General features: G+C 40.6%; 13 protein-coding genes. 4 read left to right on the forward strand and 9 right to left on the reverse strand.

Annotated elements, in window-relative coordinates; translation table 11 throughout:
• Positions 1–100 precede the first annotated feature (100 nt).
• A complete protein-coding gene (locus ACTQX6_RS11470; protein WP_294689265.1) occupies positions 101–883 on the forward strand; it encodes a Cof-type HAD-IIB family hydrolase in 783 nt (260 codons plus the stop codon).
• A 9-nt stretch (positions 884–892) separates the two neighbouring features.
• Here the strand turns inward: ACTQX6_RS11470 and ACTQX6_RS11475 are convergent, their stop codons facing one another.
• From ACTQX6_RS11475 to thrC, 5 genes are read right to left on the reverse strand one after another with little or no spacing between them, the layout of a single operon-like run.
• Positions 893–1450: a Maf family protein gene (locus ACTQX6_RS11475; protein ID WP_294689267.1), complete on the reverse strand. Its 558-nt coding sequence runs from the start codon at positions 1448–1450 to the stop codon at positions 893–895.
• A complete protein-coding gene (locus ACTQX6_RS11480) occupies positions 1431–2141 on the reverse strand; it encodes a TIGR01906 family membrane protein (protein ID WP_320863112.1) in 711 nt (236 codons plus the stop codon). Before ACTQX6_RS11480 ends, ACTQX6_RS11475 begins: the two co-directional genes overlap by 20 nt.
• Positions 2128–2562, reverse strand: coding sequence for an ACT domain-containing protein (locus ACTQX6_RS11485; RefSeq protein WP_022790281.1), 435 nt, complete (start codon positions 2560–2562; stop codon positions 2128–2130). Before ACTQX6_RS11485 ends, ACTQX6_RS11480 begins: the two co-directional genes overlap by 14 nt.
• Positions 2555–3424, reverse strand: a complete 870-nt coding sequence (thrB, locus tag ACTQX6_RS11490; protein ID WP_168964843.1) for a homoserine kinase — start codon at positions 3422–3424, stop codon at positions 2555–2557. The genes ACTQX6_RS11485 and thrB overlap by 8 nt, the downstream gene beginning before the upstream one ends.
• Positions 3421–4890: a threonine synthase gene (thrC, locus tag ACTQX6_RS11495; protein ID WP_294687875.1), complete on the reverse strand. Its 1470-nt coding sequence runs from the start codon at positions 4888–4890 to the stop codon at positions 3421–3423. Before thrC ends, thrB begins: the two co-directional genes overlap by 4 nt.
• 89 nt (positions 4891–4979) lie before the next feature.
• Between thrC and ACTQX6_RS11500 the strand changes: the two genes are divergently transcribed.
• From ACTQX6_RS11500 to ACTQX6_RS11510, 3 genes are read left to right on the forward strand one after another with little or no spacing between them, the layout of a single operon-like run.
• Positions 4980–6098: a homoserine dehydrogenase gene (locus ACTQX6_RS11500; protein ID WP_294687872.1), complete on the forward strand. Its 1119-nt coding sequence runs from the start codon at positions 4980–4982 to the stop codon at positions 6096–6098.
• A gap of 15 nt (positions 6099–6113) precedes the next feature.
• On the forward strand, positions 6114–7439 hold the full coding sequence (locus ACTQX6_RS11505; protein ID WP_205140094.1) for an aspartate kinase: 1326 nt from the start codon (positions 6114–6116) through the stop codon (positions 7437–7439).
• Positions 7432–8424: an aspartate-semialdehyde dehydrogenase gene (locus ACTQX6_RS11510; RefSeq protein WP_294687869.1), complete on the forward strand. Its 993-nt coding sequence runs from the start codon at positions 7432–7434 to the stop codon at positions 8422–8424. Before ACTQX6_RS11505 ends, ACTQX6_RS11510 begins: the two co-directional genes overlap by 8 nt.
• Before the next feature lie 36 nt (positions 8425–8460).
• On the opposite strand, the gene proC is transcribed toward ACTQX6_RS11510, so the two are convergent.
• From proC to ACTQX6_RS11530, 4 genes are read right to left on the reverse strand one after another with little or no spacing between them, the layout of a single operon-like run.
• Positions 8461–9237 (reverse strand): pyrroline-5-carboxylate reductase, encoded by a 777-nt coding sequence (gene proC / locus ACTQX6_RS11515; protein WP_294687866.1) that lies wholly within the window; start codon positions 9235–9237, stop codon positions 8461–8463.
• Between the two features lie 2 nt (positions 9238–9239).
• Complete coding sequence (gene galE / locus ACTQX6_RS11520; RefSeq protein WP_294687863.1) at positions 9240–10259, reverse strand: UDP-glucose 4-epimerase GalE; 1020 nt, start codon at positions 10257–10259, stop codon at positions 9240–9242.
• Positions 10260–10289: 30 nt separating this feature from the next.
• Positions 10290–10781, reverse strand: a complete 492-nt coding sequence (locus tag ACTQX6_RS11525) for a CpXC domain-containing protein (protein ID WP_294687861.1) — start codon at positions 10779–10781, stop codon at positions 10290–10292.
• On the reverse strand, positions 10778–12556 hold the full coding sequence (locus ACTQX6_RS11530) for an aminopeptidase P family protein (RefSeq protein ID WP_294687859.1): 1779 nt from the start codon (positions 12554–12556) through the stop codon (positions 10778–10780). The genes ACTQX6_RS11525 and ACTQX6_RS11530 overlap by 4 nt, the downstream gene beginning before the upstream one ends.
• Position 12557 lies beyond the last annotated feature (1 nt).

Genomic DNA, 12557 nt, shown 5'->3' on the forward strand with positions numbered 1-12557 from the left:
TCCTTCTTAATTAAATCTTGTAAGAAGAATTTTTTTATGGCAGCTCTTGAAAGTGACTCATTTACCTATGTTACAATAACTAAGAAATGAGGACACGATTATGATAAGAGCTATTTTTTTTGATTTTGACGGAACAATACTTTCTCACACCACCAAACAAGTACCTGACTCCGCCATGTATGCATTAAACCAGTTAAAAAAACAAGGAATTTTAACCATTGTCGCTACTGGAAGACACATTACAGAAATTGAAGAATTTGATTTTTGCCAAAATTTTAAGTTTGATGCCTATATCACATTAAACGGGCAATATTGTTTTAATGAAAACGAAACCATCTACAGTAATCCTGTCAGTAAAAACGATGTGGATGCGATATTAGATCATATCCAGGAAGATCCCTACCCTTGTGTATTTGTGGAAAAAGATCGGCAATACATGAATTTTTATACCGATTCGGTAATTGAAGAATATAAGAAATTAGGAACCTCTTTACCTCCATTGGAAAATATCGAACGTGCCAGAATCCAACCGATTTACCAGCTTTCTCCTTATTTAAGTGAAAAGCAGGAAAAAGAATTGTTTACAAGATGCCATGATATCAAAATCGATCAATGGACTGATTATGTGATCGATGTATTACCGGCTATCGGAGGGAAAGATATCGGTGTTCAAAAAGTGATGGAGTACTATGATTTAAAGCATAAAGAAACGATAGGCTTTGGTGATGCGACCAACGATATTCCTTTATTAAAAAGCGTAGGCATCGGTATTTGTATGGGAAATGGTAAAGAGGAAGTAAAACAAATCGCAGATTATGTTACGGATTCTGTGGATGAAAATGGTTTATATAATGCTTTAAAAAAATATCAGATCATAAAATAAGCGACTTACTTACTTCCAGTCGCTTATTTTTTTCATCATTTCTACAATGCTTTCTTTCCCTAAACCAACGACATTACTCAAAGAGCCGTCAATGTGCGATATAAAGTCACTATCCTGTATGCCATAAGCACCGGCTTTATCCAAGGCATTATGGGTATGAATGTAATCCCATATTTCTTCATCGCTCAAATCACGAAACCAAACTTTGGTGATATCGGTATGACAAAGTTGTCTTTCCTTATATAGAAAACAGATTCCTGTCATCACTTCCTGATATTTTCCGCTGAAATCTCTTAAAAAAGAGAATGCTTCCTGTTCATCCTTTGGCTTTCCATAAATCTTATTTTGAAAGCTGACGACCGTATCGGCACCAATAACCAGATCATCCGGATATTTCGCATGAATATCCGCAGCTTTCTGATAAGCCACCTGCTGAATGGCTTTTTCTAAAGGCAAAGCCGGATCAAAGTATTCCTGTGTGTGGGAAGGAATCACTTCAAATTGATATCCAATTTCTTCTAAGATCTCTTTTCTTCGAGGAGATTGACTAGCTAATATGATCTTCATATTCAAAACCTATAGGCGCTTTCTTTCGCTGATAATAAATTGAAAAGACAATACAAGGTATGATCAAAACACAAACCATGAGAACACAGCTTAACACCAGCTGATAAAAAATCGTTTCCGGCAGCATATTGATCATAAAATCCGTAGCTGGATTCAATAACCACAGATCATTCGAAAAAAAGATCGTATGAAACCATGTCCAAAAGCCAGTAAAATCAATGCCGATCCAGATACCAAAAAACACAAAGGCCAGAATCAAACAAACGCAAGCTTGTAGAAGACCTTTGGTCAGATAGGCAACGGTTTTCTTCTTTTGCGTTATAGCCAGATAAAACAAGATCACCAACAAACAAACAAAGCTGACTTTTCCGACCCCTATGGCATTTTGATATAAAGCCTTTACATCGACCATATGACTTTTTTCTCTTTCATTAAAGGTATTTTTTGTGTATCCATTGATGGTAATCGTATCCTCTAAAGAATCGGTATCGTCACGAATATAGTCCAACAATAATTCAATACTTTTGTTTAGATCGTTCTGGGAAACATGTAAAGAATCGGCTAAGTCCATTTTCTCATAGCGCTGGATATAAAAATTATCATTTAAAGCCATCGTATGCACACTGCCGATCACAAAGACAAGAATCAAAAGCCATCCCCATACAAAGGCTAAGATCCTATTCAATCGCAACAAGATCCACCTTATCGACAAAAGCCATCGCTTCAATCAGATCCAGGAAAGCCTGAATATCTCCTTCCAGATCACTGATATCCAAGGTAAAGCTGACATTATGAATGCCATTGATCGGAATGGTTTGATTGATAGCCAGAATATTCACTTGTTTAGCGGAAATCAAAGAGGAAACTTTGGATAACGTTCCCTTTTCACTTCGCAACGTCATCGTGATTACGGCTTTGCGGTTATTTTGTTCCTGTGAAAATGAAAATACCGTATCCTTATATTTATAGTACGTTCCCCGTGATATGCCCACCTGCTTAACGGCTTCACTGATTCTTTTTACTTTTCCAGATTGTAAAAGCGTTCTTGCTTCTAACACCTTTTCCAGCACTTCCGGAAGAATGTCACTGGAAACCACATAAAATTTACTCATAATCTACCCAAGCTCCTTTAGATGCGATTGGCATCTGTCTGCATTGTATGGAAAGTTTTGTTTCTACATTTTTCTGTAATTGATTCAATTTCGTCGGATCTAATGATATCGCAAGCATCGTACTGCCGCTGCCGGAAATCCACATCGCAAGATCCATTTCCCGGCATTGCTCATGAATCGAATCATAATCCGGAATCAGCTTTTTGCGATAGGGTTCATGCAGATGATCAACACATGATTTCGCAAGGATCATCTCATTTCCCACCTGCAAGGCTTGTAGAAAACATAGCGCATGTCCCACCTGTGAAACAGCATCCTTATACTCCAAAGTAGAAGGAAGGACTTTTCGTGCTTCATTGGTTACGATCGGATAATCCGGTATCATGGCCAAACATTTATAATCGGCACAAGGTACGATCATCATGCGCGGTTTGCCTTCTTCCATAAAGCTGCAGACAGCTTTCCCAAAAATACAGGGTGCCACGTTATCCGGATGTCCTTCAATATCCGTGGCAATCTCTAAAATTTCCATTTTATTCAAATGCGCCTGAAACCAGGCATCGCATGCTAAAATACCGGCCACCACACAGGTGGATGAAGATCCTAGTCCTCTGGAAAAAGGAATATCGGAACCGATATGAAGATGAAATGTCGGCATTTCCTTTTTTAGATGCTGACATGTCTTCAAAAAAGACTGTACCACTAAATTTTCTTCATTGGCGTATTCTTTAGGACAGCCTGTGATAATCAGTTCATTACTTGGCTCAAATTGAAAGGTTGCCCACCAGTCTAAAGCCATACCTAAACTGTCAAAGCCGATACAACAGTTCGCACTGGTTGCAGGAACATGTACTTGTATCATAGAAGAGCCCCCATATTCTTTTCCACAACATCTTTCATCTGTTCGACGGAAATCACTTCTTTGTGTCGAATTTCCAGGCTTTCCAGTGCTTTTAATCCTTTCGGAATCGGATCTGAACAAACGGTTTGAAGCTGTTTCATCGCTTCCAGTTCATCCGTACTGTTTTGATGTAAGGCGTCCAGTACATCCTGTGAAAACTTATAAGGAGAAGCTGTCGCAAGGGCAACGATCGGTCTTTCTTTTGCATCTTTGGCAACCTGATACGCAATGGCCGAATGCGGATCTAAAACAACCTTGGATTCCTGATAGACAGACGCTATCGTTTCTTTGGTCTGTTTATCATCCAAATAGGCACAACCAAACAAAGACTGAATCTTTTGTAGAAGTGTATCCGGAATTTGATAGCGTCCTGTTTTGCTCAAATCACTCATACATTGCGATACCAGTTTGGTATCCTTTCCGGACATATAATACAAAAGTCTTTCTAAATTCGAAGAAATCAATATATCCATACTTGGAGAAATCGTTTGTACAAACGCGCGGTTGCGATCATAGACACCGGTTGTCAAAAAGTCCGTTAACACATGATTGGCATTGCTGGCGACATAAAATTTCTTGACCGGTAATCCCATCATATAGGCATAATAGCCTGCTAAGACATCCCCAAAGTTTCCTGTCGGTACACTAAAGGATACAGGATCTCCCAGCTGTATTTCACCATGGTTGACTAAATATTTATAGCTTTCAAAATAATAAACGATCTGTGGTACCAGTCTTCCTATATTTATAGAGTTGGCACTGGTTAGGATCACGTTTTGGGCTTCGGCCTTCTTTCGCAAGTCTTCATCCAGGAACAAAGATTTTACCTTGCTTTGGGCATCATCAAAGTTTCCTTCGATCGCATAGACTTTCACATTCTTTCCTTGTTGAGTCGCCATCTGGCGGTATTGAATCTGGCTGACTTTTTGATGCGGATAGAACACGCAAATACCGATGCGATCCACATCCTTAAAGCCTTCCAAAGCTGCCTTTCCGGTATCTCCACTGGTGGCCGTCAAGATCATTGCCTTTTGATCACCGGCTTTTAAAGCCGCTGACATCAATTGTGGTAAAAGGGTTAAGGCCACATCTTTAAAAGCGCTGGTCGGACCATGAAAAAGCTCTAATACATATACATCCCCAACTTTTTTTACCGGTGTAATATCCGGTGAAGAAAAAGAATGTCCATACGCATTTTCAATACATTCTTTTAGTTCTTCTTCACTGAAATCCGGCAGTAAAGGCTGCAGGATCGTATATGCATTTTCCTTATAAGATTGTTCACAAATCGTATGCAAGTCTATCTGTACCGAATCAATGTCCGGCCATACATATAAACCGCCATCTTTGGAAATTCCTTCCAAAATGGCTTGTTTAGAGGTCATTTTTCTGTTTTGATCACGGGTTGACACATAAATTTTTTCCATAGATTCCTCCTTGAAAAACCATATACCATATGATACAATGTTCACATTCCAAAAACAAGTGTTTTCTTTAATTAAACAAGGAGGAAGTCATGAACGCAGTTTTATTAGGATATGGCACCGTAGGAAAAGGTGTGGAAATACTTTGTAAGAACGTAGAAGGCATCCATTTAAAACAAGTCTTTGTTTTACCGGAATTTGAAAACCTTCCTTATTTCTCCAATGATGGAAAAGGTATGGTTACAGCCGATGATGTCGATATCGTTTTTGAGTGCTTGAGTGGTACAGAACCCGCAAACACGTTGATCACATTAGCTTTGGAACATGGTAAACATGTCATCACCTCCAATAAGGCAACCGTCTCTCCAAATTTGGAGCGTTATGTGGAAATTGCCGAGAGAACCGGTGGTTCTATTCAAATCGAAGCCAGTGTCGCCGGCGGTATTCCTTTTTTAGATGCGATTTTAAAGCTGCAGAAGTTAGAAGAGATTCGCGGTTATCAGGGAATCTTTAACGGTACTTCCAATTATATATTAGATCAGATGCAAAAGAATGGTATGGAGCTAAAAGTGGCTTTAAAGCAGGCACAATCCATGGGATATGCCGAAGCCGATCCAACCAATGACATTGAAGGGATTGATGTCTTCTATAAGACAAACATCACCAATATGTTGGCGTATAACACAAAAAACGATGCGATTCGTAAACCAATCGGCATCACGAAGCTGAATACCGAAGATATCAAAATGGCTAAAGCAAACGAAAAAGTCATTCGTCATATTTCATTATCCAAACAAAAAGATGGTGAATTTGCCAGTATCATTGCCCCGGCCTTTTTGGATAAAGGACATTATCTTGCCAATGTACCAGATAACTACAATGCCCAATTGATCTATGCGGACAGCTTTGATTACTTAGGCTATTTTGGTCAGGGCGCCGGACAGCTTGCCACCGCACAGGCTATGTTGGCTAATGCCATCGATACATTGGAAAACAGAGAACGTAAGATTTGTCTAAACCATGAAAAGAAAGTTAATGAATCGATCTTGAAGGCAAACTGGATCGTACGTGCCAAAAAAGGCTTGATAGCCGATAAAGAACAAAGTATCAGTGAAAATGAATCGTATTACTGGTTTGAACATAAGGATGCAACGATTATCGATACCATTCAGGCATTTGATGCGGATGCGATGATCGCCTTATGGGTGTAAAGAGGATAGAGTAACATGTTAAAAATCACAAAATTTGGTGGAAGCAGTGTGGCCAATGCGACACAGTTTAAAAAGGTCAAAGCCATTGTACAGGCAGACCCATCCCGAAAATATGTTGTTGTCAGTGCACCGGGTAAAAGAAACTCTTCTGACAATAAAATTACGGATTTATTGTATCTTTTAGATGCGCACCGGCAATATCATGTCGATGCCAGCAATGTCTATCGTTTGATTCGTCAGCGTTTTGTCGATATCAAGACGGAACTAGGGTTAAAGCAGCCGATTGAAAAAGAATTGGATACATTTTATACCAATCTAAATACTTATACACAAGCACAGATCGTATCACGTGGTGAGTATTTTTGTGCCAAGCTAATGGCGGAATATCTGGGATATGATTTTGTCGATGCCAAAGATATCATCCGCTTTAATCTGGATAAGACGATCGATATGCAGGCAACAGCAGCCAAGCTGCAGGCAAAATGTGCACAATATGAGCATTTTGTATTTCCTGGTTTCTATGGCTCCAGCGCCAACAATCAGATTCAGGTCTTTTCACGAGGTGGTGGCGATATCACCGGATCGATCCTGGCAAAGTGTCTGAATGCGGATATGTATGAAAACTGGACCGATGTCAGTGGATTTTTGATGGCTGATCCAAAAATTGTCGATCATCCAAAACAAATTACACATATTACGTATTCGGAATTGCGTGAACTTTCTTATATGGGAGCCAGTGTCTTACACGAAGAAGCCATTTTCCCTGTCAAGGAAGCAAACATTCCGATTCATATTTTAAATACCAACCATCCGGAAGATCCGGGAACGATCATTCAGGAAAGAACCAATGTCAAAAATCCGTATGCGATCACCGGAATTGCCGGAAAAGAAGGCTTTGTCTCTATCTATATTTATAAAAAACACATGTCCAGTGAAGTCGGCTATATTCGTAAAGTCCTCAGCATTTTGGAGATGTACAATGTCAGTGTAGAACATATTCCAAGCGGTATCGATTCGTTTAGCGTTGTCGTCAATAAAAGCGATGTACAGGATAGTTTATATGAAATCCTGGCACGAATCAAAACGGAACTGAAGCCTGATGAAATTCATACCGAAGAAAATCTGGCTTTGATCTCCACCGTTGGTAAGAGTATGTCCGATTCACCGGGTGTTGCCGGTAAATTATTTAAATCGCTGGGAGATCAAAAAATCAATATTCGCATGATTGCGCAAAGTAGTGATGAAATCAATATTACGGTTGCTGTATTATGCAAAGACTTTAAGGCAACCATTCGATCGATCTATGACGCGTTTGTCACAAAGGAGGATCAAAATGTCTAAGAAAACCATTGCCATTGTAGGGGCTACCGGTGCTGTCGGCCAGCAGATGTTACAATGTCTGGAAGAAAGAAAAATTGACTGTAATCTAAAGCTGTTGGCATCGGCCAGATCCAAAAGTAAAGCTTTTTCCTTTATGGATCAGGAAGTTATCGTTGAAGAGTTAACAGAAAACAGTTTTGAAAAGGTAGATTATGCGTTAGGGGCTACAGAAAATGACATCACTAAGACTTGGATGCCATGGGCACAAAAGGCCGGTACGATCGTTGTCGATAACTCCAGCGCCTATCGTTTGGATCCTAATGTACCATTGGTCATCCCGGAAATCAACTCGGAAGATATTCAAAAGAATCAGGGCATCATTGCCAATCCAAACTGTGCTACGATCATTGCCTTAGTGGCCCTCCATGTGCTGCATCAGGAGTTTAAGATCAAACGTATGATCGTATCTACCTATCAGGCAGTGTCCGGTGCCGGTGTCAAAGGAATTCAGGATTTAGAAAATCAGGTCAAAGATCCAAGTATTCCTTCTCAGGCATTCCCGTATCCGATTGCCTACAATTTGATTCCTCAGATTGGTGATTTTGATGAAAATGGCATTTCCAAGGAAGAGTGGAAACTTCAAAATGAGAGCCGCAAAATTCTTCATGACCCGGATATTCTTGTAAACTGTACTTGTGTTCGTGTTCCTATCATGCGTTCTCATTCTGAAAGTATCACGATTGAATGTGAAAAAGAAGTCGATGTACAAAAAGCACGTGAGCTGCTTGCCCATGCACCAGGCGTTAAGCTTGTTGATGATCCACAAAACAAGATCTATCCGATGCCATTAGATACATCCGATCAAGATTTAGTCTATGTCGGACGAATCCGTGAAGATCTATCCGATCCATCCAAACATTCAATGATTCTATTCTGTTGTGGTGACCAGATTCGTAAAGGGGCTGCCACCAACGCTGTACAGATTCTTGAAGAACTCTTGAAATAAAAAGAAACACACGTCGATTATGGCGTGTGTTTTCGTTTACTTTTCCACTTCATCAATAGCTTCGATGATAATACCTCGAAACGCATTTTTTTCCAGACTGGCAACACCTTTGATGGTCGTTCCCGATGGTGAACAAACCGCATCTTTCATGATACCCGGATGCTCTTTCTTTTCCAGATACAATAAACTGGTACCGGCCATCATCAGAGCAGCTAAATCAAAGGCCTGTTGACGCTTTAAACCATGTTTGACTCCGGCATCGGCCAAAGCCTCCAAATACATGGCTGTATAAGCCGGCGCACAACCGGCAATCGTAGTCGCAATGGATAACTGCTCAGCTTCCACCCATTCAATCTGCGCAATTGTTGAAAAAAGATGAACAAAGCTTTCCAGAGATTTCGGCTGTAAAGAATGTTTTTGTTCTGTGACAAGAATTCCTTTTCCAATCGCGATGGGTGTATTGGGAATGGCCGAGATGTGTTGTGTCTGGGGCTCTAAAATTTCTTCATAAAAATCATAAAAGCAACCGGCTGCGATCGATACAACAATTTTAGAAACCAATGCCTTACGAATCGGTTCAACGACTTCTTTGATCTGATACGGCTTAACGGCCAGTACGATCAATTCAGCATTTTCAACAACTTCCAAACTTGAAGCATGGGCACAAACCCCATATTTTTCGGCATTCTTTTGGCAGGAATCAAAATGAGCGGAGCAAACATGAATTAAAGATGGATCAATGTTTGCCTTGTTGACCATTCCATTGACAATGGCCTGTGCCATATTTCCAAAACCGATAAATCCGATATTCATGCCTATTCCTCGTTATATCCGTTTGGATTCATCGTTTGCCATTTCCAGCTGGAAGCACACATCGCATCCAGATCATATTCAGCCTGCCAACCCAGTTCTTCTTTGGCCAGGTCACATTTGGAATAACAAGTGGCGATATCACCAGCACGGCGTGGTTTGATTTCATAAGGGATATCATGCCCACAGGCTTTAGAGAACGCATGGATCACATCCAATACGCTGTACCCTTTTCCGGTCCCCAGATTATAGACCTTACATCCGGCTTTTTCTTTGATCTTATCCAACGCCTTGACATGCCCTTTGGCTAAATCGACAACGTGAATATAGTCACGTACTCCCGTACCATCCGGTGTATCATAGTCATGCCCAAACACACCGACACATTTCAATTTTCCGATAGCCACCTGGGCAACATATGGTAAAAGGTTATTTGGAATGCCTTTTGGATCTTCTCCGATCAATCCACTTTCATGGGCACCGATTGGATTGAAATAACGCAATAAAATCACGTTCCACTCCGGATCGGAAGTATGCACATCGGTCAAGATCTGCTCCAACATCCATTTTGTCCATCCATATGGATTGGTGCAAGTTCCCTTTGGACATGCTTCGGTAATCGGAATCTGCGCCGGTTCTCCATATACGGTCGCACTCGATGAAAAGATGATGTTCTTACATCCATAAGTACGCATCACATCGATCAAATTCAAAGTTCCTGCGATATTTACGGTATAATATTCGACCGGTTTTTGTACTGATTCACCCACCGCTTTCAAACCGGCAAAATGAATGACCGCATCGATCTGATTCTCGGAAAAAATCTTTTTGAGTGCTTCTTTGGATAAAATATCTTCCTTATAAAATTTTACTTTCTTTTGTGTGATCTGTTCAATTCGATCAATGGCTTTCTGATTCGAATTATAAAGATTATCCACTACGATGACATCATATCCGGCGTTTAACAGCTCCACGCACGTATGACTTCCAATATAGCCGGCTCCCCCGGTAACAAGTATCTGCATATTCTTACTCTCCTTTTTTGTTTTATTATACTATGAACGCAATTCTTTTTCTTCCTCTTTTGTAAGGATCATTGCTTTATATTCCTCTTTTACCTTGATCCAAAGACAATGATGAAGAGGATCATAGCGATCAAACTGTGCTTTATCTGTCCACTTCTTTTCCCATTGACGTTTAAAATGCACCATTTTCTTTAAATTTAACTGCTGATGCAGCACTCTGTAACAAAACACAAACTGCTCCGGATCTTTACAGCGCACAACCAGTTCATCGTCAGGAAGATTGTCGATTTCTTTTTTATCACTTAAAATCAAGATGAATTTTCTTTGCGGATCGCGAAATAAAAAGGGATAGATCATATAAAACAAGTGGTGACAATGATTACACTGATGATAGAAATACGTTCCATCCTGCAGTCTTTTTTCGATGTTCTCACTGATTTTGGCAATGGCCAGCGTATCTCGCTTGATGTGAAAAACATGCCCACAATGCGGACATGTCATTTCAATCATTCTTTCCTTCATAGAGCACGAGTGGCATTTTTGAGCCAGTCTTTTTCTTCATCGTTTAAATAAGGCTGCAGCGTGTCATACACTTGTGCATGATAGGCATTTAACCATTCGATCTCATCTTGTGTCATCTTGGATTGATCGATGCCATCTAAATCAAACGGAACAAACGTCAATGGTTCAAAATGCATGAACTGTCCATAGAAATTCTTAGTTCCCTTCACGACAAGAAGCTCATTTTCATGACGGATACCAAATTCTCCTTCTTTATAAACACCTGGCTCGTCGCTTTGTATCATACCTTCTTCTAATACACAGGAATCGTTTCTTTCCGGTACGATTCGCCAGCGAAAGCCGTTTGGTGCTTCATGGACATTGGAAAGATGCCCGACACCATGACCGGTTCCACACTGATAGTCCATGTCTTCATCCCATAGAGGTCCACGCGCTAGAATATCTAAATTTAAACCACGGCATCCATATAAGAAATGCGCTTTGGCCAGACGAATATGGGAACGCATAGCCAGCGTAAACCAGTGCTTTTCTTCCTCGCTGATCTTTCCTAAGACAAACGTACGCGTAATATCAGTTGTTCCTTCCAGGTATTGACCACCGCTGTCAACCAAAAGCATACCTTCCGGCTTTAAGGTAACATCCGTTTCCGGTGTGGAACTGTAATGCATCATAGCCGCATGTTCTTTATAGGCACAAATGGTATTGAAGCTGTCTTCCAGATAATTTTCCTGTTCTTTGCGATACTGCTGCAGCTGATCCTGTGCACTGCATTCCGTGATTTTTTGTGATTTCACGTTCTTTTTTAACCAGTACATAAATTTTGTACAGGCTACACCATCTTTGATATGCGCCCATTTTGTATTTTCGATCTCTGTGGCATTTTTTTGCGCCTTCATCAATACGATCGGATCGATTGCCTCAACCAGCTTTTCCTGCACCAACAAGGCCAAACGACTGTTGACAAAATGTGGATCGACTAAAACCGGCCCTTGGAGAGAACAAACATCCTCATAAATCGAATTATACAGTTTTACGCTGATTTGATTTTGTTCAAACAAAGCTTTACTTTCATCATCTAAGCGAGAAGCGTCAATATATAATGTTGCCTTTTCTTTTTCAATGGTGGCATACGCTAAGGCTACCGGAAAATGCGGAATGTCATGAGCTCGAATATTAAAGAGCCAGGCGATCTCATCAATTTTTGTGATAATAAAGGAAGCACATCCTTCTTTGGTCATGGCCTGACGAACCTGGGCAAGTTTATCTTCCATCGAGACACCGGCATAGCGTAAGGCATAATGGAAAGTTTTTGTCGCCGGTAAAGCCGGGCGATCCTGCCAGATTTCATTGACCAGATCCAAATTGGCGACAATATCGATCTGGTGACTGTTAAAAATCGCATGATATCGTTTATAATCCATATAATTGATCACACGACCATCAAAGCCCACTTTAGAGTCTTTGGAAAGATTTTGACAAATGTAATCTTCGATGCTTGGTGTTTCCGGCTGTCCCATCTTCATCAAGGTAATGCCTGTATCCTGCAGCTGGGCCTGGGCCTGAATAAAATAACGGCCATCCGTCCACAAACCGGCTTGATCGGCTAAAACCACCAGTGTACCGGCACTACCGGTAAAACCGGACATGTACTTACGACAGGCAAAATAATCACTGACATATTCTGTTTCATGAAAGTCACTGGTTGGAATGATATAAGCCTGTACTCCGTTTTCCTGCATCTTCGCACGCAAATTCTGTAAACGTTCTTGAATCATT

Origin of the sequence: Faecalicoccus sp. LCP19S3_E2 (assembly GCF_052121255.1) — a bacterium.
In the GTDB taxonomy this organism is placed as follows: Bacteria; Bacillota_I; Bacilli_A; order Erysipelotrichales; family Erysipelotrichaceae; genus Faecalicoccus.

What these genes read in the sequence shown, in the direction of transcription:
- ACTQX6_RS11475 (WP_294689267.1), bottom strand. Translation starts at nt 1,450, where the DNA reads ATGAAGATCATATTAGCTAGTCAATCTCCTCGAAGAAAAGAGATCTTA.
- ACTQX6_RS11485 (WP_022790281.1), bottom strand. Translation starts at nt 2,562, where the DNA reads ATGAGTAAATTTTATGTGGTTTCCAGTGACATTCTTCCGGAAGTGCTG.
- ACTQX6_RS11500 (WP_294687872.1), top strand. Translation starts at nt 4,980, where the DNA reads ATGAACGCAGTTTTATTAGGATATGGCACCGTAGGAAAAGGTGTGGAA.
- galE (WP_294687863.1), bottom strand. Translation starts at nt 10,259, where the DNA reads ATGCAGATACTTGTTACCGGGGGAGCCGGCTATATTGGAAGTCATACG.
- ACTQX6_RS11470 (WP_294689265.1), top strand. Translation starts at nt 101, where the DNA reads ATGATAAGAGCTATTTTTTTTGATTTTGACGGAACAATACTTTCTCAC.
- thrB (WP_168964843.1), bottom strand. Translation starts at nt 3,424, where the DNA reads ATGATACAAGTACATGTTCCTGCAACCAGTGCGAACTGTTGTATCGGC.
- ACTQX6_RS11525 (WP_294687861.1), bottom strand. Translation starts at nt 10,781, where the DNA reads ATGAAGGAAAGAATGATTGAAATGACATGTCCGCATTGTGGGCATGTT.
- ACTQX6_RS11510 (WP_294687869.1), top strand. Translation starts at nt 7,432, where the DNA reads ATGTCTAAGAAAACCATTGCCATTGTAGGGGCTACCGGTGCTGTCGGC.
- ACTQX6_RS11505 (WP_205140094.1), top strand. Translation starts at nt 6,114, where the DNA reads ATGTTAAAAATCACAAAATTTGGTGGAAGCAGTGTGGCCAATGCGACA.
- thrC (WP_294687875.1), bottom strand. Translation starts at nt 4,890, where the DNA reads ATGGAAAAAATTTATGTGTCAACCCGTGATCAAAACAGAAAAATGACC.
- proC (WP_294687866.1), bottom strand. Translation starts at nt 9,237, where the DNA reads ATGAATATCGGATTTATCGGTTTTGGAAATATGGCACAGGCCATTGTC.
- ACTQX6_RS11530 (WP_294687859.1), bottom strand. Translation starts at nt 12,556, where the DNA reads ATGATTCAAGAACGTTTACAGAATTTGCGTGCGAAGATGCAGGAAAAC.